At 61.4% G+C, this 21,155-nt stretch carries 19 protein-coding genes and 1 pseudogene; 18 read left to right on the forward strand and 2 right to left on the reverse strand.

The annotated features are described in order from the left end of the window. Positions 1-69 precede the first annotated feature (69 nt). Positions 70-1,278, forward strand: a complete 1,209-nt coding sequence (locus AB4O40_RS01420; protein WP_223542813.1) for a DSD1 family PLP-dependent enzyme — start codon at positions 70-72, stop codon at positions 1,276-1,278. Between the two features lie 119 nt (positions 1,279-1,397). Here AB4O40_RS01420 and AB4O40_RS01425 read toward each other — a convergent pair whose 3' ends face one another. Further along, entirely contained in the window at positions 1,398-2,342 is a 945-nt protein-coding gene (locus AB4O40_RS01425) for a SphA family protein (RefSeq protein ID WP_223542793.1), read from the reverse strand. A gap of 208 nt (positions 2,343-2,550) precedes the next feature. Between AB4O40_RS01425 and AB4O40_RS01430 the strand changes: the two genes are divergently transcribed. From AB4O40_RS01430 to AB4O40_RS01480, 11 genes are all read left to right on the forward strand, one after another. Beyond that, on the forward strand, positions 2,551-3,591 hold the full coding sequence (locus AB4O40_RS01430; protein WP_056724354.1) for an AraC family transcriptional regulator: 1,041 nt from the start codon (positions 2,551-2,553) through the stop codon (positions 3,589-3,591). Positions 3,592-3,681: 90 nt separating this feature from the next. Further along, complete coding sequence (locus AB4O40_RS01435) at positions 3,682-4,569, forward strand: Dyp-type peroxidase (protein WP_460056524.1); 888 nt, start codon at positions 3,682-3,684, stop codon at positions 4,567-4,569. A 16-nt stretch (positions 4,570-4,585) separates the two neighbouring features. Then, the gene (locus AB4O40_RS01440; protein ID WP_056724357.1) at positions 4,586-5,554 is read left to right on the forward strand and encodes a Gfo/Idh/MocA family protein; all 969 of its coding nucleotides are present in this window, start codon (positions 4,586-4,588) and stop codon (positions 5,552-5,554) included. Positions 5,555-5,769: 215 nt separating this feature from the next. After that, positions 5,770-6,522 (forward strand): GntR family transcriptional regulator, encoded by a 753-nt coding sequence (locus tag AB4O40_RS01445; protein ID WP_056724359.1) that lies wholly within the window; start codon positions 5,770-5,772, stop codon positions 6,520-6,522. Further along, on the forward strand, positions 6,519-8,249 hold the full coding sequence (locus tag AB4O40_RS01450; protein WP_223542792.1) for a fumarate reductase/succinate dehydrogenase flavoprotein subunit: 1,731 nt from the start codon (positions 6,519-6,521) through the stop codon (positions 8,247-8,249). The genes AB4O40_RS01445 and AB4O40_RS01450 overlap by 4 nt, the downstream gene beginning before the upstream one ends. Before the next feature lie 26 nt (positions 8,250-8,275). Further along, positions 8,276-8,521 (forward strand): 4Fe-4S dicluster domain-containing protein, encoded by a 246-nt coding sequence (locus AB4O40_RS01455; protein ID WP_056724362.1) that lies wholly within the window; start codon positions 8,276-8,278, stop codon positions 8,519-8,521. 299 nt (positions 8,522-8,820) lie between these two features. Beyond that, complete coding sequence (locus AB4O40_RS01460; RefSeq protein WP_460056516.1) at positions 8,821-10,227, forward strand: ABC transporter substrate-binding protein; 1,407 nt, start codon at positions 8,821-8,823, stop codon at positions 10,225-10,227. Positions 10,228-10,368: 141 nt separating this feature from the next. Continuing rightward, on the forward strand, positions 10,369-11,151 hold the full coding sequence (locus tag AB4O40_RS01465) for an ABC transporter permease (RefSeq protein ID WP_223542790.1): 783 nt from the start codon (positions 10,369-10,371) through the stop codon (positions 11,149-11,151). Further along, positions 11,151-11,999, forward strand: coding sequence for an ABC transporter ATP-binding protein (locus AB4O40_RS01470; protein ID WP_460056510.1), 849 nt, complete (start codon positions 11,151-11,153; stop codon positions 11,997-11,999). Before AB4O40_RS01465 ends, AB4O40_RS01470 begins: the two co-directional genes overlap by 1 nt. Further along, positions 11,996-12,958 carry a HEAT repeat domain-containing protein gene (locus AB4O40_RS01475; RefSeq protein WP_223542788.1) on the forward strand — a complete coding sequence of 321 codons (963 nt, stop codon included), beginning with the start codon at positions 11,996-11,998 and terminating at the stop codon, positions 12,956-12,958. The genes AB4O40_RS01470 and AB4O40_RS01475 overlap by 4 nt, the downstream gene beginning before the upstream one ends. Then, entirely contained in the window at positions 12,955-13,233 is a 279-nt protein-coding gene (locus AB4O40_RS01480; protein ID WP_458369590.1) for a DUF971 domain-containing protein, read from the forward strand. Before AB4O40_RS01475 ends, AB4O40_RS01480 begins: the two co-directional genes overlap by 4 nt. A gap of 69 nt (positions 13,234-13,302) precedes the next feature. On the opposite strand, the pseudogene AB4O40_RS01485 reads toward AB4O40_RS01480, so the two are convergent. Further along, positions 13,303-14,020 (reverse strand): annotated as a pseudogene (locus tag AB4O40_RS01485) (ATP-binding cassette domain-containing protein). Here AB4O40_RS01485 and AB4O40_RS01490 point away from each other — a divergent pair. The 6 genes from AB4O40_RS01490 (at position 13,937) to AB4O40_RS01515 (ending at position 21,068) form a co-directional block, all read left to right on the forward strand. Further along, complete coding sequence (locus tag AB4O40_RS01490; RefSeq protein WP_460058202.1) at positions 13,937-14,272, forward strand: hypothetical protein; 336 nt, start codon at positions 13,937-13,939, stop codon at positions 14,270-14,272. The pseudogene AB4O40_RS01485 and the gene AB4O40_RS01490 overlap by 84 nt on opposite strands. A gap of 399 nt (positions 14,273-14,671) precedes the next feature. Beyond that, entirely contained in the window at positions 14,672-14,830 is a 159-nt protein-coding gene (locus AB4O40_RS01495; protein WP_156385767.1) for a hypothetical protein, read from the forward strand. 506 nt (positions 14,831-15,336) lie between these two features. Beyond that, positions 15,337-15,954, forward strand: a complete 618-nt coding sequence (gene lexA / locus AB4O40_RS01500) for a transcriptional repressor LexA (protein ID WP_007987463.1) — start codon at positions 15,337-15,339, stop codon at positions 15,952-15,954. Then, entirely contained in the window at positions 15,954-16,571 is a 618-nt protein-coding gene (gene imuA, locus AB4O40_RS01505) for a translesion DNA synthesis-associated protein ImuA (protein ID WP_056724376.1), read from the forward strand. Before lexA ends, imuA begins: the two co-directional genes overlap by 1 nt. 7 nt (positions 16,572-16,578) lie before the next feature. Next, entirely contained in the window at positions 16,579-17,994 is a 1,416-nt protein-coding gene (locus AB4O40_RS01510; protein ID WP_460056501.1) for a Y-family DNA polymerase, read from the forward strand. Next, a complete protein-coding gene (locus tag AB4O40_RS01515) occupies positions 17,970-21,068 on the forward strand; it encodes an error-prone DNA polymerase (RefSeq protein ID WP_460056498.1) in 3,099 nt (1,032 codons plus the stop codon). Before AB4O40_RS01510 ends, AB4O40_RS01515 begins: the two co-directional genes overlap by 25 nt. Positions 21,069-21,155: the final 87 nt, after the last annotated feature.

Genomic DNA, 21,155 nt, shown 5'->3' on the forward strand with positions numbered 1-21,155 from the left:
GTCAATCGCCGCAATTTCTTGCTTGGCAGCGCAGGCGTCGGCGCCTTGCTGGTGGGTGTCGGGGCGTGGCTGCGGCCGAGTGACCGAGGCGCGCCGTACAGCGATTACTTCCGTACGCTGAACCGCGAACTCAAGGACCACGGGCCGATGCGACCAGTGATGCTGATCGACCTTGATCGGCTGGATCACAACATCGATGTGGTGATGCAATCGGTCAAGCGCGCCGGCAAGCACCTGCGCCTGGTGGAAAAATCACTGCCGGCGCCGGGGCTCCTGGCCTACATCGCCCGGCGCGCCGGCACCCAACGCCTGATGTCGTTTCACCAGCCGTTTCTCAACCATGACGCGGTGCAGTTTGCCGAGGCCGACATTCTGTTGGGCAAGCCGCTGCCGGTGCGTTCGGCCGAGTTGTTCTATCAGTCGCACAAGGGGCCTTTCGACCCTTCGACGCAATTGCAATGGTTGCTCGATACACCGCAGCGCCTGCAGCAATACCTCGCCCTGGCCCAAGGGCTGGGCACGCGAATGCGGGTCAACATCGAACTGGATGTCGGGCTGCATCGCGGTGGCGTCAGCGACCTTGGCGTACTCGGGCAGATGCTGACGCTGATCAGCCAGCACCCGCAGCACCTGGAATTCGCCGGGTTCATGGGCTACGACCCGTTCGTGGGCATGGGCGTGCCGGGGATTCTGGGCTCGCCCGAGGAGCTGTTCGCCAAGGTGATGGTGATTTACCACCGCTGCGTCGATTTCACCCGTCGGCAATACCCCGGTTTGTGGCGCGAAGGGTTGACCCTCAATACGGCCGGCAGCCCGAGCTATCGCATGCATGAACACGAACAGCTCAGCAGCGAAGTGTCGGTGGGGACGGCGATGCTCAAGCCCACTCACTATGATTTGCCGTCACTGGCCGAGCATGTGCCGGCCGCCTACATCGCCACGCCCGTGTTGAAAAGCACCGGGGCGGTGAATATTCCGGCGCTGGATGACAAGTCCAGGCTGTTTTCCTGGTGGGACACCAATCAGCGCGAAACGTATTTCATCTATGGCGGTAACTGGATGGCGCAGTTCGAGTCGCCCGCGGGGTTGCAGAGCAATGGTGTGTATGGCCGTAGTTCGAACCAGGAAATGGTCAATGGGTCGGCGGCGGTGGGGCTGACGGTGGAGGACCAGGTGTTCTTGCGCCCGACCCAGACGGAGTCGGTGTTATTGCAGTTCGGGGATTTGCTGGCGGTTCGGGGTGGGAAGATTGTGGCTACTTGGCCGGTGTATTCCTGAAATTTGTTAGGTGACTGTTCCGACGCCTTCGCGAGCAAGCCCGCTCCCACATTTGGAATGCATTCCCCTGTGGGAGCGGGCTTGCTCCGGGCGGCGTTCCGACGAAGGCGTCATTTCAGTCAGAACGCATACGGAATACTGACTTTGGCCCAAAGCATTTCCCCTTCAGGCCGGTTTTCCACGTCGAACTCCTTGGCCCAGCGAATCTCCGCGCTGGCGTATTCGAGAAAGGTCCAGTGCAGCGCCGGGCCAATGGCAAACACCTGGCCGCGCACCCCGTCGTTCACGTCCTGGCCATTGAACTGCACGGTGTGGCCGAACTGTTTGTCGTCGGTGGTCTGCTTGAGGTAATAGCCGTTCAATCCGAGCATCAGATTGTCGGTGATCTTGAAACTGGCGGAATAGTCGAAGTGGAAAATCTGCCCTGACTTGTAGTCGGTGTCCTTGTTTTTCTCGTTGAAACTGTAGGTGGTCTTCATCGACACCTCGGTTCTGTCCGTCGGCAGCCAGGTGAAGGAGAACAAGGGTTTGTAGGTGTAGAAATTGTTGCTGGTGTTGGCCAGGCGATCAACGCTGTATTCGCCGGTCGGCACGGTGATTTCGATGGCGGCGCCGAGGGTCAGGTCTGGGCCCATGTCCCAGAGAATGATCGGTGCGACTGTGGTGTCGCCCATGCCTTCGCGGGTGTCCTGCAAGCCGAACACCGAGACTTCCTGCTTGAGCCAGGGCTGCGCGATGTAGCCACCCAGCCGGCCGCCAAACACCCGCACCGGGCTGAGGTAATCCAGGCGCGGAATGACCGCCGTGGACTCGATCTCGACGTTCGGCACCTTGCCGCCGAGGGAGCTGATATTGAGCTTCGTGGCTTTGTAGTGGTTGTAGTAGAGGTTGAAGGCAACCATGTTGTCCGGAAGGCTGTCGGGCGAAAGCGGCAACATGAAAAAGCCGTCGGTGCCGGTGCCGATGTTGTCCACGCCAGCCTCGGTGGCCAGTGCCGGTTGCAGGGCGCAGACGCCGGCCAGGCCAGTGACCAGTAGGGGAAGTGTCGTGCGGGTCGGGATCATGGGTGTTCTCATTATTATTGTTAGCGGGCTGTCCGGCATCCATACGAGGGCCGCAACATAGAAATAAGCTGTCTGCGCCCTGCAAGGCAGGGTATTGGCGGCCATTTAGGGGGACTTCTGCGGACAGCCTTTGCACCCTGTGCTAACTTCCTTCGACATAGCCGGTTACAAAAATAAGAATGCAGCTCGACCCGGAACGTATAGCCCCATGCAAATGAAAGTGACCGATCCCACCTTTGAACTGGCGCTGGTGTCGCCGTTTCTCCTGCAGACCCTGGCCGAAGTCGCCGAGCAAAAAGGCATCCACCCCGAAAGCCTGTGCCGAGGCTTGGGTTTTACCTTTGAAGACCTGCAGGACCCGGCGCAGCGAATTTCCTATCGCCAGGCCGTGGCCATGATTCAGCGCGCGCTCAAGGCCTTGCCCAATCAGGGGCTGGGCCTGTGGGTCGGCGCGCAGAATGTGCTCGGTACGCTGGGGTTGTTGGGGCATGTGTTGTCGCTGTGCAAGACCCTGCGCGATGCCTTTGAACTGGGCATTCGCCATCAACACACCTCTGGCGGCATTGTCGTGTCGAGTGTGGAGGAGGCGGGGGATCGGGTGTTTATCGACGTTGAATGCCGCTTGCCGTTCGCCGACGTGCAGTTGTTCGCGGTCGAGGAGTTTTTCGCCAGCCTGCTGGTGTACGGCCGGGCGCTGGTCGGGGCGGATTTCAAGCCGATGGCCGTGGAGTTCATGCATGCCGCGCCGGAGTATCTCGGCGAATATTCGCGCCTGCTGGGGCCGGACGTGCGTTTCGGCTGCCTGCAAAACCGCATGGTGATCGAGGCACACTGGCTGGGCGTTCACTTGCCCAATCACCATTCCCTGGCCCTGCGTCAGGCCGTGAAACTGCTCGAGCTGGAAGCCGCGCAGGTGCACCAGAAAATGGACCTGATCCAGGCCGTGGAACGGGCGATTGCCCGGGACCTGACCGAAGGCAGCCACATCGAGAAAATCGCCGGCGACCTGAACATGAGCAGCCGCACCTTGCGCCGCCGCCTCACCGAACACGCATTGACCTTTGAAGCGCTGCTGGAACAAGTGCGTCAGGCCCGCACCATGAGCCTGCTGGCCAACCCGGACATGTCCATTGAACGCATCACCGAAGAAGTCGGCTACAGCGACGTGCGCAGCTTTCGCCGGGCGTTCAAGCGCTGGACCGGCATGAGCCCGAGTGCGTTCCGCAACGAAATCCCCAGCGTGGTTTGATCTTTTGTGGCGAGTGGCTTCTGTGGCCTCTCACGGCACACAAACCCTCGTACTCCGGTTAAACTCTGTGCTCTTTTTCAAGGAGTTCATATGAGCCATTACCAGCCGGGCATTCTCGCCACCCCTGTTCCGCCTCAAGCCCGCCATATGTTCTTCGCCCTCGAATCCGCCGCGGCACTGCCGGCTGCGCTCGACAACTTGATGCAGCTGGTGGACGGGAAATCGGCTGTCGTCGGCTTCGGCGAATCCCTGGTCAAGGCACTGGAGGGGCAGATTGAAGGCCTGCGTACTTTCCCGGCTTTGGCGGGTGTCGGCGTCGACAATCCGTCGACTCAACATGCGCTCTGGTGCTGGCTGCACGGTGAAGACCGTGGCGAGTTGCTCAACCGCAGCAACGCCATCGAAGCGGCACTGGCCCCGGCGTTGCGCCTGGTGCAGATGAACGAAACTTTCCGCCACATGAATGGCCACGACCTGACCGGCTATGAAGATGGCACCGAGAACCCCCACGCCGCCGCCGCCGTGGCCGCCGCCCTGGTGGGTGAGGGCGCGGACGGTACGGTGGGTGGCAGCTTCGCCGCGATCCAGCAGTGGCAGCATGACCTGAAAGGTTTCCATGGGCTGTCGGCGGATGAAAAAGACAACATCATGGGTCGCCGCTTGAGCGATAACGAAGAGCTCGACGACGCGCCGGTTTCCGCCCACGTCAAACGCACCGCCCAGGAAAGCTTTGCGCCCGAGGCCTTCGTGGTGCGCCGTTCGATGCCGTGGATCGAAGGCGACCGCGCCGGCCTGATGTTCCTGGCCTTCGGCTTTTCCCTCGATGCCTTCGAAGCCCAACTGCGCCGCATGAGTGGCCTGGAAGACGGCATCACCGACGGTCTGTACCGCATCAGCCGTCCGATCACCGGCGGCTACTACTGGTGCCCGCCGCTCAAGGACGGTCGACTGGACCTGCGCGCATTGCGCGTCGGCTGATAAGCAAGGAGAGCCTATGAACCTGGTGCGCTGGGGCATGATCGGCTGTGGCAGTGTCGCTGAACGCAAAAGCGCGCCAGCCTTCTACAAGGCACCCGGATCGGCGTTGGTGGCGGTGATGGGCCGGCGCCTGGAAGCCGTTACCGACTACGCCGCGCGCCACGGTATCGCGCGGGTCTACACCGATGCGCAGGCGCTGATCAACGATCCCGAGGTCGACGCGGTGTACATCGCCACGCCGCCCGACAGCCATCACGCCTATGCCTTGCAGGTGGCCGCCGCCGGCAAGCATTGCTGCGTGGAAAAACCGATGGCGCTGAATGCCGGGCAAAGCCGCGAGATGCAGCAGGTGTTTGCCGATGCCGGGCTGCACTTGTTCGTGTCCTATTACCGACGTTCGTTGCCACGCTTCCGGCAAGTGCGGCAATGGCTGGAGGAAGGGCGGATCGGCGAGGTCCGGCACCTGAGCTGGACCCTCACCAAAGCCCCGTCGGCAGCGGATCGCAATGGCAGTGAAAACTGGCGTACCGATCCGGCGATTGCCGGTGGTGGCTACTTTGCGGATCTGGCCAGCCATGGCCTGGACCTGTTTCAGTACCTGCTGGGCGATATCGTCGAAGTCGCCGGGTTCACCGCACGCCAGGCCGGTATGTATGCGGCCGAAGATGCCGTCAGCGCCACCTGGCGGTTTGCCAGCGGAGCACTGGGCATGGGCTGCTGGAATTTCGTTGCGGACCGTCGCGAAGACCGGGTCGAAGTGATTGGCAGCAAAGGCCGGATCACCTTTTCAGTGTTCGATGAACACCCGGTCGAGCTGCACGCCGATGAATACCTCAGCCTGACCATCGAGCATCACGCCCACATTCAGTGGCACCACGTAATGGGCATGAATGCGCATATTCGTGGCGAGGCCCAGCACCCGGCCGTGGCCGAGCAGGCGCTGAAGACCGATTGGGTGATGGACCAGATCCTCAAGCGCCACTGATCCTTCAGACCACACACAATCCCCTGTAGGAGCTGCCGGAGGCTGCGATCTTTTGATCCTGGCTTAAAAAACAAAATCAACAGATCGCAGCCTCCGGCAGCTCCTACAGTTTTTGGTTGTGTTGCACTTCTAACCTTATGCGCATTCGGTATTTCTCAAGCCTGTCATAACCTCTCTAAGATCACGTCATAACTCGTTATAACAAGTGATCTGCCATGACCGATAACGTTCTATCCCTGAGCAGCGTCCCGTTGCACACCCAGCTGCGAGACGTGCTGCGCGCACGCATCCTCGACGGCGAATACCCGCAAGACAGCCAGATGCCTTCCGAAAGCGAGCTTGGCGCGTTGTTCAAGGTCAGTCGCATCACCGTGCGCCAGGCCTTGGGCGACCTGCAAAAGGAGGGGCTGATCTTCAAGATCCACGGCAAGGGCACCTTCGTCGCCAAGCCGAAAACCTTCCAGAACGTCAGCACCCTGCAAGGCCTGGCCGAGTCGATGACCGGTCGCGGCTATGAGGTGATCAACCGCCTGCGCAGCTTCAAGTTCATTGCCGCCGACAAGCTCGTCGCCGAGCGTTTGCAGGTGGCCGAAGGCGAGGTCGTGGCGCAGATCAAGCGTGTGCGCCTGATCAATCGCGAGCCGGTTTCCCTGGAAATCACCTACCTGCCCAAGGCCGTTGGTGAGCGCTTGGAAAAAGCCGACCTGGTCACCCGCGACATTTTCCTGATCCTGGAAAACGACTGCGGCCTGGCCCTGGGGCACGCCGACCTGGCCATCGATGCGGTGCTGGCCGACAGCGACCTGACCCAGGCGCTGAACGTTGAACCCGGCTCGCCGATCATGCGCATCGAGCGCCTGACCCATGATGTCGAGGGTCGGCCGCTGGACTTCGAACACCTTTACTACCGTGGCGATGCTTTCCAGTACCGCCTGCGGATCGACCGGCAAAAAGGGGAGCAGGCATGACGCGCAGCACGTTGGAGCAGGAATACGACATCGTTGTCATAGGCGGCGGCACCGCCGGCCCCATGGCGGCGATCAAGGCCAAGGAACGCAACCGCGACCTGCGGGTGTTGTTGATCGACAAGGCCAACGTCAAGCGCAGCGGCGCGATCAGCATGGGCATGGACGGCCTGAACAACGCGATCATTCCCGGTCACTCGACGCCTGAGCAATACACCAAGGAAATCACCATCGCCAACGACGGCATCGTCAATCAGGCCGCGGTGTACGCCTATGCCACCCACAGCTTTGAAACCCTCTCGCAACTGGACCGCTGGGGCGTGAAATTCGAGAAGGACGAAACCGGCGACTACGCGGTGAAGAAGGTTCACCACATGGGCGCTTATGTGTTGCCGATGCCGGAAGGGCACGACATCAAGAAAGTCCTCTATCGGCAGTTGAAGCGCGCGCGGGTGAGCATCACCAATCGCCTGGTCTGCACCCGATTGCTGACGGACGAAGAGGGCGCGGTCAACGGGGTGATGGGCTTTGATTGCCGCACGGCGGACTTCCATGTGATCAAGGCCAAGGCGGTGATCCTCGCCTGCGGTGCCGCCGGACGCCTGGGATTACCGTCCTCGGGCTACCTGATGGGCACCTACGAAAACCCGACCAATGCCGGCGACGGCTACTCGATGGCCTACCACGCCGGGGCCGAACTGGCGAACCTGGAATGCTTCCAGATCAACCCGCTGATCAAGGATTACAACGGCCCGGCCTGCGCCTACGTCACCGGCCCCTTGGGCGGCTACACCGCCAACAACAAGGGCGAACGCTTCATCGAGTGCGACTACTGGAGCGGGCAGATGATGTGGGAATTCCATCAGGAGCTGGAAAGCGGCAATGGTCCGGTATTCCTCAAGCTCGATCACCTGGCCGAGGAAACCATCCAGAACATCGAAGAGATCCTGCACAGCAACGAGCGTCCGAGTCGCGGCCAGTTCCACGCCAATCGCGGCACCGACTACCGCACGCAGATGATCGAGATGCACATCTCCGAGATCGGTTTTTGCAGCGGGCATTCGGCGTCGGGGGTGTGGGTCAACGAGAAGGCCGAGACCTCGGTCAAGGGCTTGTACTCGGCGGGGGACATGGCCGCCGTGCCGCACAACTACATGCTTGGCGCGTTCACCTACGGCTGGTTCGCTGGCCACAACGCGGCGGATTTTGTCGCCGGGCGCGAGTTTTCGGCGCTGGATGCGCGGCAGATCGAAACCGAAAAGCAACGGGTCTACGCACCGCTGGATCGTGAGCACGGCCTGCCACCGGCCCAGGTCGAGTACAAGCTGCGGCGCTTCGTCAATGACTACCTGCAACCGCCGAAAGTGACCAGGAAGATGCAGATCGGCCTGCAACGCTTCAGCGACATCCAGCGTGATCTCGACCAGATCAAGGCCCACAACGCCCACGAACTGATGCGCGCCATGGAAGTCAGCATGATCCGCGACTGCGCCGAAATGGCCGCCCGCGCTTCATTGTTCCGCGCCGAGAGCCGCTGGGGGCTTTACCACCACCGCGTCGATCACCCGCAACGCAACGACCGCGACTGGTTCTGCCATTGCCACCTGAAGAAAGACGAAAACGGTTTGATGAGCAGTTTCAAGAAAGCCGTCGAGCCTTACATCATCCCGCTCGATGCCGACGAGTTGCAGGCCTACGACCGGCTGCGGGTCGGCGCGGATGCCGCCTGAGCATCACCCAAGAGAGAGACCGTGAAATGGCCTATCAAGCCCAGGAAATCTTCTTCCGTTCCAACGCCCCCGTCACCATCGACGAGGACAAATGCATCGCCCACAAAGGCTGCACCGTGTGCGTCGACGTCTGCCCGATGGACCTGCTGGCGATCAACCCGGCCACGCAAAAGGCCTACATGGCGTTCGATGAATGCTGGTACTGCATGCCCTGTGAAAAGGACTGCCCGACAGGGGCTGTGAAAGTAGAGATCCCGTACCTGCTGCGCTGAAACACTATCAACTGTGGGAGCGGGCTTGCCCGCGAAGAGGCCGGCACAGCTGGCATCCCCATTGACTGACCGGACGCCTTCGCGAGCAAGCCCGCTCCCACAATGGATCGAGGCCAGACGCAAGTCCGTGTACACCGCAACACCCTGTGGGAGCGGGCTTGCTCGCGAAGAGGCCAGCCCAGACAACAAAACGCCATCCGGCACCACCGGACGCCTGATTCAAGACACCCCTCGTTTCCCACCGCGCCCTGATCGTGGCGGAGACGAACATCCAATAAATGATTCGAGGGGAAACACTCATGATGTTGCGTGCAGCTTTAGCCGGTCTGGTACTGGCTTCATTCACCCTGTCGGCCTCGGCCGAAACCATCCGCATTGCCATCGGCACCCAGGACACCACCATCAACTGCGCCGCCGGCGGATTGTTGATTCGCGAACTCGGTCTGCTGGACAAATACCTGCCCCACGATGGCCCCTACAAAGACGCCCAATACGAGGTGCAGTGGAAAAACTTCACCAGCGGCGCCCCCCTGACCAATGAGATGGTGGCCGGCAAGCTCGACTTCGGCGCCATGGCCGACTTCCCCGGCGCGTTCAACGGCGTGGCGTTCGAAACGGCGGGCAAGCACAGCCTGTTCATCAGCGTGCTGTCGGGCAGCATCAAGGGCAGTGGCAACGGCATCGTGGTGCCGAGCGCATCGGGCGTGCAGTCGCTCGCAGAGCTCAAGGGCAAGACCATTTCCGTGCCGTTCGCTTCCACCGCCCATGGCATGTTGCTGCGGGCCGTCGCGGCCCAGGGCTGGGACCCGCTCAAGGACGTGAACATCATCGCCCAGCCGCCGGAAGTCGCCGGCTCCGCGTTGCAGGCCGGCAAGATCGATGCCCATGCCGACTTCGTGCCCTTCGCCGAACTGTTCCCGAGTCGTGGTTTCGCGCGCAAGATTTATGACGGTGCCCAGGCCAACGCGCCGACCTTCCACGGTGCGCTGGTCGATCAGGCCTATGCGAAGAAGTACCCGGAAATCGTCGTCGCTTACCTGCGGGCGAGCATCGAAGCCAACCAGTTGCTGGCGGCTGAACCGGAGAAATACAGCGAGTTGATCGCCGGGGTCACCGGGGTCGATGCCGAGGTCAATTACCTGTTCCATGGCCCCCTCGGTGTGCAGACCCGCGACCTGAGCTGGAAGCCGGAATACCGTCAGGCCGTGGGCACCGCCATCGATACCCTCAAGTTGTTGAAGAAGGCCGATCGCGGGCTCGATCTCAACACCTTCATCGACGACCAATACATCCGCGCCGCCTTCAAGGCCTCGAACCTGGACTACAGCGCGCAACTGGCCAGTTACGGGCCGGCGCCGCTCAAGGCCATCGATGCCGCCAGCGGCCAAGCCATCACCGACTTCAGTCATGTGGTGGAAATCTGGGTGCGCGGCGAGCCGAAAGTTCGTCAATACGCCTCGGCGGAGTCGGCATTTACCGCGCTGACAGCGCTGAAACAGGAAGGCAAGAACATCCGCGCGGTGTACGCCCAGGCCAGCGACAGCGGGATCAAGTTGCTGGCGGATCAGGCGTGGTTTGCCACCGACGGGAAAGGACGGCTGAGCGCGTTCCTGCTCAAAGGTCAGGCCCAACAGTTCGCCACGGCCCAGGGCGGCAAGGTCTTTGACTTTACCGATGCCACTGCCCAGGCCGTGGCGGTTCGCTAACCCCCCAAACACCACGGTTCCCTGTAGGAGCTGCCGAAGGCTGCGATCTTTTGATCGTGCTCTTCGGCAATCGTGAAGCCGTCAAAGATCGCAGCCTTCGGCAGCTCCTACAGGGGTTGTGATTGCCATCGGGAAATGTGTATGTCTGGATCATTTTTACGTTGGATTCCAAGGGTCGCTTCACTGCTGCTCTGCCTGCTGTTCTGGCAACTCGCCGCCAGCCACCACTGGAACCTCGGCCTGGTGACCTTCGCCAACGTCCCGACACCCGTGGCGGTCATTGAAGCTGCCCTCGGCCTCGGCGACTCGGGCAAACTCGGTCAACACCTGGGCAGCAGCCTCGGCCGGGTGTTCGCCGGTTACCTCGCGGCGCTGATCATCGGCGTGGCCCTGGGCCTGGCCATCGGCCGCTCGAAATGGGCCGAAGATCTCTTGCTGCCGCCCCTGGAAGTGCTGCGCCCGATCCCTGCGGTGGCATGGATTCCCCTGGCGATCCTGATGTTTCCCTCCTCGGAGCTGTCGATGGTGTTCATCACCTTCACCGGCGCACTGTTCCCGATCCTGCTCAACACCGTGCACGGCGTCGAAGGCGTCGACCCACGGCTGATCGCCTCGGCGAAAAGCCTCGGGGCAGGGCGCCGGGCAATCCTGCTGGAGGTTGTTCTGCCGGGGGCCGCGCCCAGCATCATCACCGGCCTGGCCATCGGCATGGGCACCTCGTGGTTCTGCCTGGTGACGGCGGAAATGATCTCCGGCCAATTCGGCATCGGCTATTACACCTGGGAGTCCTACACCATCCAGAACTACGCCGACATCGTGGTCGGCATGTTGCTGATCGGCGTGCTCGGGATGGGCAGCAGCCTGTTGATCAAGCGTCTGGGCGGGCTGTTTACGCCCTGGCATCGACCACGAGGAAAAGCCTGATGAGCGTTTTTCAACACCTGGAAGGGCGCATCGAAATTCGCGGGCTGTCGATCAGCCTGGGCGAGGGGGCCGCGGCTTTCGAAGCGGTGCAGGGCCTCGATTGCCAGATCGAACCGGGGCAGTTCGTGTGCATTCTCGGGCCTTCCGGTTGCGGCAAGTCCACCTTGCTCGGCGCACTGGCCGGCCACCTGCAACCGCGCACCGGCACCCTGAATGTCGATGGCGCAGCGGTGGCGGGCCCATCGCCCCAGCGCGGCATGGTGTTCCAGCAGCACACGCTGTTTCCGTGGCGCACGGTGCGTGACAACGTGGCGTTCGGCTTGAAAATGCAAGGCATCGGCAAGGCCGAACGGCACAAGGCAGCGGATGAAATCCTCGCCCTGGTGGGCCTCGAAGGCTTTGCCGGGCGCTGGCCCGATCAGCTCTCCGGCGGCATGCAGCAACGGGTGGAAATCGCCCGGGTGTTGGTCAACCGTCCGCGCCTGTTGCTGATGGACGAACCCTTCGGCGCCCTCGATGCCCTGACCCGATTGAACATGCAGGAACTGCTGCTGGACATCTGGACGCGCATCCGCACCACCGTGGTGTTTGTCACCCATGACATCGACGAAGCGCTGTTCCTCGCCGATCGCCTGCTGGTCATGAGTACACGGCCCGGCCGGATCATCGAAGACTTGCGCCTGGACTTCCCCCGGCCACGCAGCACGCAACTGGTGACAAGCCCCGAATTCTCGCACCTCAAGCGCCATTGCCTCGAACTCCTGCGGCACGAAGACGGCCGGCAACTGCCGCGCCTGAACCCGCTCGGACTTCCCCCTGAAACCAAACTGCCGCGATTTGCCCTATGACCTCACTATTCGATGTAACCGATAACGACGACATTCTTGCCCTGCAGCCGCGCCTGACCGATGACGACCCCGGTGTACGCCGGATCGCGCTGATCGAACTGGCCGATCTCGAGGAACCGGACGGCCTGCTGTGGCTGATCGATCGACTGGCCGAAGACCCGATTGCGGACGTTCGCGCCGAAGCCGCACGCCTGCTGGAAGCCTGGGAGGACGAACCGGTGGTCGAAGCGCTGTGCCAGGCCCTGACGGACCCATCCCCGGCGGTGCAGGTGGCCGCAGCGCAAAGCCTCAGCCTGCTCAAGAGTGAAGCGGCGGGCCGGGTCATCCTGCCGTGGACCGGGCACGCCGACAGCGGCGTACGCATCGCCGCATTCAGGGCGTTGCGCGAGTTGCGTTGCCCCGATGCCGCCGATGCGGCGGCCCGGGCACTGATTGATGAAAGCGCCAGCGTGCGCCGTGAGGCGGTGGGCGTGCTCGGCTGGCTCAAGCAACTCGATGCCTTGCCGGCCTTGGCGCGGTTGGCCAGCGCTGACCCGGACACTGAAGTTCGGCGCGCCGCCACCGGGGCGCTGGGCCTGGCGTCTGACGCACAGGTGCTGCCGGCCCTGCGCCAGGCCTTGCGCGACGCTGCCTGGCAAGTCCGCGAAGAAGCCGCCACCACCCTGGGTAAGGTCGGCCACCTCGACGCCGGCCCGGCCCTGATCGACGCCCTGGACGACGATTACTGGCAAGTGCGCCTGCGCGCCACCCGCAGCCTCGGGCGCTTGCGTTTTGTACCGGCGCTCGAAGCGCTGATCGACACCCTCGGCCACCGCATCAGCAACCTGCGCAAGGAAGCCGCGCTGGCCCTGGGCGAATTGAACGACCCACGGGCCATTGCGCCATTGCAGGACGCACAAGACGACGGCGACCCTGAAGTGCGCAAGGCCGTGCGCATTGCTTTGAGTCAACTGCAATGAACCCGCTGGCGATTGGCAATTCCCGCAGCAAACAGCAGTTGCGACTGAACTGGCCGGATGGCCGCGAGCAACTGCTGGATCATGCCGAATTGCGCCGGCAGTGCCCGTGCTCGCAGTGCCGGGCGTTTCGGTTGCGGGGGATGGCGCCGATGGTGGATGTGCGGGTTCAGGTGATCGAGTTGCACTCGCAGGGGTATGGCCTGCAACTGGTCTTCAGCGATGGGCATGAGCGGGGGATTTATCCGTGGGCCTATCTTGCTGAACTTACCGAATGAATCGAATTCCATTCCTCATCGGGAACTGTCGCAGTCTAAGGCAGCTCCCCCGTGTGCGTTTACAGTTGCTTATGTTGCGAATACCGGTTCAGTAACGGCTCGGATAAACGCATCGTCCACAGTCTTTACGCCATACCGATGCATGAACTCACTACCATTGGCAAAGCGATTGAAGCGTTGCTGGCTAATCATGTAAAAATAATCACAGTGGTTAATTACCTCATCAACATTATGCGAGGAAACCAGAATAGCGGTGCCCTCCCTGGCGGCGCCGCGTAGGCATTGCCAAATATAGCGACGAAATTCCGGATCTACACCGGCGGTAGGTTCGTCGAGAATCACGAAGTCTGCAGAAATTGAAAGAAGAGAGAGTAAAGAACCAGCGTGTCTCTCCGTAGCTGCATAGCGATGATTTTTTGTTCCATATGTCTTGGTATCGGTCAACTATCGCAGGGCTCCACGCGCTTAGTTTTTTCAGGGTTTTATCTTGTGTCATGGGCTCGCTTGATGACAGCGCAGTCACCATTTTAAAAATGTCACGCATGCGTAGCGGCGGGGGAGTGGTGATGATTTGAGAAAGGTATAAAAACTGACTGAAGTCGTTTTTTATCAAGCCGGACTTTGCTTTTTTAAGCTCGCAGACGATATCGAAAAAAGTTGTTTTTCCAGATCCATTGGGCCCCAGAATGCCGACAATGTCACCTTGAGCAACCTCAAGAGATGCCTGGGTCAAGAGGGGCTTGTCCGTATAGGAGAAGTCAATGCTCTGCGCCGTGAATTTTTTCATCAGTATCGACTCCATACGGGATTGATTCTCAGGTGTTTGAAGGTTTTGTGCAGTACTGAAATAAATAAAAAAATTATTGCTGTCGTGATGAGTTTGTTGGATTCAAGACCTTGTTCCATTATCTGGCTTGCAAGTGTCAGTGGGTTTGCGAGGTTCAAAGTGTCGGTGATGGGGTTTGATCTGCTGGCACTCATTACGCCGAGAATCAGCATGCAGAACGAAAAAATGGAAAGCAAAGTGTTCGAGTTCTGAAAGTTGATCGGTAATAATGAGAATACAGCCCCGATCGCGCAAAACATGATAAAGCAGATGTAAAAGCGTGGTGTGATATTCAGTAGTTCATTGAGGTTGTAGTTTCCGAATGGTAATTTGGTCGTTAAGTAAAAGGTTGCGCAATAAGATATCGATATTAGCGAGTAGGCAATGAAGTGCGATAAAAGAAAAATTAGTTTCGATTCCTTGGAGTAAATAAATGATCGGGTGAATCCACTTTCCCTTCTTCCGATTATGTAAAAGGCGAATCCGAATAATGCGACACTTGAAGAGATGTAGGCATAAAACCATGCCGAAATCGTAATGTAATTGCTGGAAAAATAGTTGGGGTCTTGCCTGGTTGTTGCAAGAAAATAGAACATCGCACAAGGTGATATCATGATCCAGAAAAAAGCGATGGGTTCTTTTAATTGTTCTTTTATGAATATGGATGTTAGGGAGAAAGCTCTGGGCAGAATATTTTTAGTCATTGAGCGTCACTTTTTCAGGCTTGTTGTTTTTTATTTTTCTTTTATTTGTGGGGGCGCTTGGTATTAAGTGGTGCTGCAAGGATTAGTTGATTTTACTGTTGGACGCAAGCGAGAGGGTTTTGTGTTGTAGGGGGATTCCTGCATGTTTTTAAGATGCGTCCTGCATGATGTTAGGAACCTTAGTGGCTTGGTTTTGTTTTGGTGTGGATAGTTTCTAGCGTGGAACTGTGAAATTCCTTTTTGAAACTGTGTTTTAGTTTTCGGCAAGCAGAAATGATCTTGCTATGTTAAGTAGAATATTTCTGTAGGAGTAAATGTGCGTTTCGTACTTTTTTTATGGATTTTTATTTTCTTCAGATGCTAATTATTTTAGAAAGGCGACGAACGGTAGACCCTATTTTTTGATCGTCCGTTTTGTTCGAGTAAGGAGTGCTGGACGTTACGTTTGAACCGGCCTCCTGTAGGAGCTGCCGCAGGCTGCGATCTTTTCGCTCTGGTCTCAAGAGATCGCAGCCTCGTTTCACTCGACAGCTCCTACACGGTCCTTGCCAGGAAAAAGCCAAAAGAGTACAAATGTACTCCATGACGACTCTGACTCCCCGCCGTACCGCCATCCTGACCTTTATCCGCGATCGCATCGCCGAGCACGGTCAGCCTCCGAGCCTCGCTGAAATCAGCGAGGCGTTCGGTTTTGCCTCTCGCAGTGTGGCGCGCAAGCATGTGCTGGCGCTGACCGAAGCCGGGTTTATCGAGGTCAACCCGCATCAGGCCCGGGGCATTCGCCTGCTCGGGCAGCCGCCGCGGCCCGAGTTGCTGGACATCCCGGTGCTTGGCCGGGTGGCGGCCGGTGCGCCGATCGGGGCTGATGCCGAGGTGCACAGCCGCTTGCTGCTCGATCCGTCGATCTTCTCGCGGGTGCCGGACTACATGTTGCGGGTGCGCGGTGATTCGATGATCGAGGACGGCATTCTCGACGGCGATCTGGTGGGCGTGCACCGCAACCCCGAGGCGCTCAACGGCCAGATCGTCGTGGCGCGGCTCGACGGCGAAGTCACCATCAAGCGCTTCGAGCGGGTCGGCGATGTGGTTCGCCTGCTGCCACGCAACCCGGCCTACCAGCCGATCATTGTCGAGGCCGACCGGGACCTGGCCATCGAAGGCGTGTTCTGTGGCCTGGTGAGGCAAGGCTGATGGGCGCCGTCGTTGCGCTGGATACGCTGTTCAATGGCGGCCAGGTCTGGAAGGGCCGGCCTGCGCCACCGGCCGCCAGCCCGCAACCCACCGGGCATGCCGCGCTGGACGCCGCGTTGCCCAGCGGTGGCTGGCCGGAGGCGGCGCTGACGGAAATCCTGTTGGCCGGGCAGGGCGTGGGCGAGTTGCAACTGGTGTGGCCGACCCTGGCACGGCTGTCGGCGGCGGGCGAGCGCATCGTGCTGGTGGCGCCGCCTTATGTGCCGTACCCCCAGGCGTGGCAGGGCGCCGGGGTCGATCTGCGGCAGTTGTCGATCATCCAGGCCAGCGAGCGCGATGCACTGTGGGCCGCGGAGCAATGCCTGCGTTCGGGCAGTTGCGGCGCGGTGCTGTGCTGGCCGCACAAGGCCGATGACCGCGCCTTGCGCCGCTTGCAGGTGGCGGCGGAAACCGGCCAGACCCTGGCCTTCGCCTATCGTCCCCTCGGTGAAGCGATCAACCCTTCGCCGGCGGCCCTGCGCATTGCCATCGATGCCCGTCCGGCACAACTGCGGGTGCTCAAGTGCCGCGGCGGCCTGGCCCGTTCGGCGCCGATTGCCTTCGCCGTGGGGCATTGAGGTTGCCATGCGCTGGGTCTGCATTGTTTTCCCGCAATTGGCGCTGGACGCGGTACTGCGTCAGCGCGCCGATCCCGATGAACCCCTGGCGCTGCTGACCGGCCCGGCCCAGCGCCGGGTGCTGCAGGCCGTTAACGGCGCGGCGCGGGCGCTGGGTTTGCGTCCAGGCCAGTCCATGAGCGCGGCACAGGCCTTGAGCAAAGGTTTTGTCACGGCTGAATATGACGCTGCTGAAATCGAACACTGGCAGCGGTTTCTCGCCGCCTGGGCCTATCGCTTCAGTTCCCAGGTCAGCGTGCATTACCCCCGGGCCCTGGTGTTCGAGATCGAATCCAGCCTCGGCCTGTTCGGCGCCTGGCCGCAATTCGAAGCGCTTCTGCGCCGTGAACTCGGTGAACTGGGGTTTCGCCACCGCATCGTGGCCGCGCCCAACCCGGTGGCGGCGCGGGTGCTGGCCAACGCCTATGACGGACTGGTGGTGCCGGACGATCAAGCCTTGCAGCATCACCTGGGGCAAATGCCCGTCGACCGGGTCGGCCTCGAAGCCTCGGTCGCCACGGCCTTGTCGCGCATGGGCCTGCGCACCTTGAGCCAGGTGCAGGCGCTGCCCCGGCATAGCCTGGCCCGGCGCTTCGAGGCCCAGGTGCTCAAGCACCTGGATGCCCTCTTGGGTTTGCGGCGGTTGGCGCTGGCGTTCTACCTGCCGCCGGACCGCTTCGATGTGCGTATAGAGCTCAATTTCGATGTGCAGTCCCATCAAGCCTTGCTGTTTCCGTTGCGCCGGTTGACGGGAGACCTGTCGGCGTTCCTCTGCGGTCGCGATAGCGGCGTACAGCATTTCGACCTGCATCTGGAGCACGCCGGGTTGCCGGACACGCTCATCAAGGTCGGCCTGCTCAGTGCCGAGCGCGATCCGGCGATGCTCTTCGAACTGGCCCGGGGGCGGCTGGAGCAAGTCCAGGTCGAGGCGCCGGTGCGCGGCTTTCGCCTGCGCGCCGAGGATTTGCCGACCTTCGTGCCCCAGCATCAGGAACTGTTCGACGATCGCCCGCAGCAGTCCTTGCCCTGGGAGCAACTGCGCGAACGCCTGCGTGCACGGCTGGGGGATGACGCGGTGCATGGCTTGCGCTTCCAGGCCGATCACCGCCCCGAGTGCGCGTGGCAGGCCCGTGCCGACAGCCAGCCTTGCGCGGTGCCGGCCGCGGTGAAACGGCCGGGCTGGCTGCTGACTGAGCCGCTGGCCGTGCATCAGGGCTCGGCGCGCATCCTCATGGGGCCGGAGCGTATCGAGTCCGGCTGGTGGGACGGCGACGACGTACGCCGTGACTATTACCTGATCGAAACCCGTGCCGGCCAACAGGGCTGGGCCTACCGGGCGGTCGGTGAGGACGGCCCGCTGTGGTTGCAGGGCTGGTTCGCATGAGCAGCGACTATGCCGAACTGCACTGCCTGTCGAACTTCAGCTTCCAGCGCGGTGCCTCCAGTGCCCTCGAGCTGTTCCAGCGCGCGAAAAAGCAGGGTTATCAAGCCCTGGCGATCACCGACGAATGCACCCTGGCGGGCATCGTTCGGGCCTGGCAAGCGGCGAAGTCCGTGGAGTTGCCGCTGATCATCGGCAGTGAAATACGCATCGAGAACGGTCCGAAACTGGTGCTGCTGGTGGAGAGCCTCGAGGGCTATCAGGCGCTGTGCCGATTGATCACCCGCGCCCGGCGCCGCACGCAGAAAGGCCAGTATCAGGTGCTGCATGAAGACTTCAGCGAGCCCTTGCCGGGATTGTTGGCGTTGTGGGTGCCGGACGCTGTCGATGCCTTTGAACAGGGGCGCTGGCTCAAACAGGTCTTCGCCGAGCGCCTGTGGCTGGCGGTGCAGTTGCATCGCGGCCAGGACGATGCCCGGCGCCTGGGCGATCTGCTGACCCTGGCCAGGGAGTTGTGCATCGCGGCCGTGGCCAGTGGCGATGTGCACATGCACGCGCGCGGCCGGCGCGCCTTGCAGGACACCATGACCGCGATCCGTCATCACCTGCCGGTGGCCGATGCCGGGTTGCGCCTGCACCCCAACGGCGAGCGCCATCTGCGCAGCCTCGACGTGCTGCAAGCGCTTTATCCGCCCGACTTGCTGGCCGAAACGCTGAACATCGCCCGGCGCTGCACCTTTGATCTTGGCCAGTTGCGTTACCAGTACCCCCGCGAACTGGTGCCGCAAGGACACTCGGCTACCTCGTGGCTGCGTCATTTGACCGAGGAAGGCATCGAGTGGCGCTGGCCAAAAGGGCCGAAAAGCGAAGTGCTGGTGCAGATCGACAAGGAGCTGCAACTGATCGCGGAGCTGGGCTATGAAAGCTACTTCCTGACAGTCCACGACATCGTCCGCTTTGCCCGCCAGCAACAGATTCTTTGTCAGGGGCGCGGTTCTGCCGCCAACTCGGCAGTGTGCTTCGCCCTGGGCATCACCGAAATCGATCCGGATCGCACCACGTTGTTGTTCGAGCGCTTTCTGTCCAAGGAACGTAACGAGCCGCCGGACATAGACGTCGATTTCGAGCATGAACGCCGCGAGGAAGTCTTGCAGTACGTGTTCCAGCGTTATGGCCGGGCCCGGGCCGCATTGACGGCGGTGGTCAGCACTTACCACGCCGCCGGAGCGGTGCGCGATGTGGCCAAGGCCTTGGGCTTGCCGCCGGACCAGATCAACGCCCTGGCCGATTGTTGCGGGCACTGGAGCGATGAAACGCCTCCCGTGGAACGTCTGCGCGAGGGCGGGTTTGACCCCGAAAGCCCAGTGTTGCACCGGGTGCTGAGGCTGACGGGGCAGTTGATCGGCTTCCCCCGGCATTTGTCCCAGCACCCCGGCGGTTTCGTGATTTCCGAGCAGCCGCTGGACAGTCTGGTGCCGGTGGAAAATGCCGCCATGGCCGAGCGCACCATCATCCAGTGGGACAAGGATGATCTCGATGCGGTCGGTTTGCTCAAGGTCGATATCCTGGCGCTGGGCATGCTCAGCGCGATTCGCCGATGTTTCGATCTGCTGCGCCGGCACCGGGGGCTGGACCTGAGTCTGGCGACCATCCCGTCCGAAGATACGGCCACCTACGAAATGATCGGTCGGGCCGACACCATCGGCGTGTTCCAGATCGAATCCCGGGCGCAGATGTCGATGCTGCCGAGGCTCAGGCCGAAGACGTTTTACGACCTGGTGATCGAGGTCGCCATCGTTCGGCCGGGTCCGATCCAGGGCGGCATGGTGCATCCGTACCTTCGGCGACGGAACAAGGAAGAACCGGAGGCCTATCCGTCACCGGAGCTGGAGGTGGTGCTCAAGCGCACCCTCGGCGTTCCTCTGTTTCAGGAACAGGTGATGCAGATCGCCATCGTCGCCGCCGACTACAGCCCCGGCGAGGCCGACCAGCTACGCCGTTCCATGGCCGCGTGGAAACGCCATGGCGGGCTCGAGCCACACAAGGAACGGCTGGCCGCCGGGATGAAGAAAAACGGCTACACCGCCGAGTTCGCCGCGCAGATCTTCGAGCAGATCAAGGGCTTTGGCAGCTACGGTTTTCCCGAGTCCCACGCGGCCAGTTTTGCCTTGCTGACCTACGCCAGTTGCTGGTTGAAATGCCACGAGCCGGCGGCCTTCGCCTGTGCGCTGATCAACAGTTGGCCGATGGGGTTCTACAGCCCGGACCAGATTCTGCAGGACGTACGGCGTCATCATTTGCAGGTTCGTCCGGTGGACGTGCGCGCCAGTGACTGGGATTGCAGCCTGGAGCCGATCGCCGGTGCGCAACCGGCGATTCGCTTGGGGCTACGCATGATCAAGGGTTTTCGCGAGGACGATGCCCGGCGCATCGAGACGGCACGCTCCAAAGGCGCGTTTGCCGACATCGCCGACCTGGGCGAACGGGCGCGACTCGATGCCCGCGCCCAGGAGCAACTGGCCGATGCCGGCGCGTTGCGTGGGCTGGCCGGCGACCGGCATCGGGCACGCTGGGAAGTGGCCGGGGTACAAAAACAGCTGGCTCTGTTTGCCGGCCTGCCGAGCCAGGAAGAGGACGCGGTGTCGTTGCCCAGACCCACCGTGGGCGAGGACCTGCAAGCCGATTACGCCAGTGTCGGCACCACCCTCGGGCCGCATCCGTTGGCCCTGTTGCGCGGTGAGTTAAAGGCGCGGCGCTGCCGCAGTTCGAAGGAGTTGCTGGACGTCGAGCACGGTCGGCCCGTCAGCGTTGCCGGACTGGTTACCGGCCGACAACGCCCGGCCACCGCCAGCGGCGTGACGTTCGTTACCCTCGAGGACGAGTTCGGCAACGTCAACGTGGTGGTGTGGCGCGACCTGGCAGAGCGCCAGCGCCAGGTGTTGGTCGGCTCGCAGTTGCTCAAGGTCGATGGGCGCTGGGAGAAGGAGGGTGAGGTCCGGCATCTGATTGCCGGACGCTTGAGTGACCTGAGCCCGTTGCTCGATGGCATCAGCGTGCGCAGCCGGGATTTTCACTAACCCCGCATTTCCCTGTAGGAGCGAGCCTGCTCGCGGTTACTGAGGAGCAAATAGTGGGATCTCCAGTGGCCCGCGAGAATCAGCTAT

The sequence above is a fragment of the Pseudomonas sp. S2_F07 genome (assembly GCF_054668325.1).

Excerpts from the sequence above, each read along its gene's own strand:
- AB4O40_RS01480 (WP_458369590.1), top strand. The coding sequence starts at position 12,955 with ATGAACCCGCTGGCGATTGGCAATTCCCGCAGCAAACAGCAGTTGCGA.
- AB4O40_RS01470 (WP_460056510.1), top strand. The coding sequence starts at position 11,151 with ATGAGCGTTTTTCAACACCTGGAAGGGCGCATCGAAATTCGCGGGCTG.
- AB4O40_RS01475 (WP_223542788.1), top strand. The coding sequence starts at position 11,996 with ATGACCTCACTATTCGATGTAACCGATAACGACGACATTCTTGCCCTG.
- AB4O40_RS01445 (WP_056724359.1), top strand. The coding sequence starts at position 5,770 with ATGACCGATAACGTTCTATCCCTGAGCAGCGTCCCGTTGCACACCCAG.
- AB4O40_RS01465 (WP_223542790.1), top strand. The coding sequence starts at position 10,369 with ATGTCTGGATCATTTTTACGTTGGATTCCAAGGGTCGCTTCACTGCTG.
- AB4O40_RS01440 (WP_056724357.1), top strand. The coding sequence starts at position 4,586 with ATGAACCTGGTGCGCTGGGGCATGATCGGCTGTGGCAGTGTCGCTGAA.
- AB4O40_RS01495 (WP_156385767.1), top strand. The coding sequence starts at position 14,672 with ATGATCCAGAAAAAAGCGATGGGTTCTTTTAATTGTTCTTTTATGAAT.
- imuA (WP_056724376.1), top strand. The coding sequence starts at position 15,954 with ATGGGCGCCGTCGTTGCGCTGGATACGCTGTTCAATGGCGGCCAGGTC.
- AB4O40_RS01510 (WP_460056501.1), top strand. The coding sequence starts at position 16,579 with ATGCGCTGGGTCTGCATTGTTTTCCCGCAATTGGCGCTGGACGCGGTA.
- AB4O40_RS01450 (WP_223542792.1), top strand. The coding sequence starts at position 6,519 with ATGACGCGCAGCACGTTGGAGCAGGAATACGACATCGTTGTCATAGGC.
- AB4O40_RS01455 (WP_056724362.1), top strand. The coding sequence starts at position 8,276 with ATGGCCTATCAAGCCCAGGAAATCTTCTTCCGTTCCAACGCCCCCGTC.
- AB4O40_RS01430 (WP_056724354.1), top strand. The coding sequence starts at position 2,551 with ATGCAAATGAAAGTGACCGATCCCACCTTTGAACTGGCGCTGGTGTCG.
- lexA (WP_007987463.1), top strand. The coding sequence starts at position 15,337 with ATGTACTCCATGACGACTCTGACTCCCCGCCGTACCGCCATCCTGACC.
- AB4O40_RS01435 (WP_460056524.1), top strand. The coding sequence starts at position 3,682 with ATGAGCCATTACCAGCCGGGCATTCTCGCCACCCCTGTTCCGCCTCAA.
- AB4O40_RS01460 (WP_460056516.1), top strand. The coding sequence starts at position 8,821 with ATGATGTTGCGTGCAGCTTTAGCCGGTCTGGTACTGGCTTCATTCACC.
- AB4O40_RS01425 (WP_223542793.1), bottom strand. The coding sequence starts at position 2,342 with ATGATCCCGACCCGCACGACACTTCCCCTACTGGTCACTGGCCTGGCC.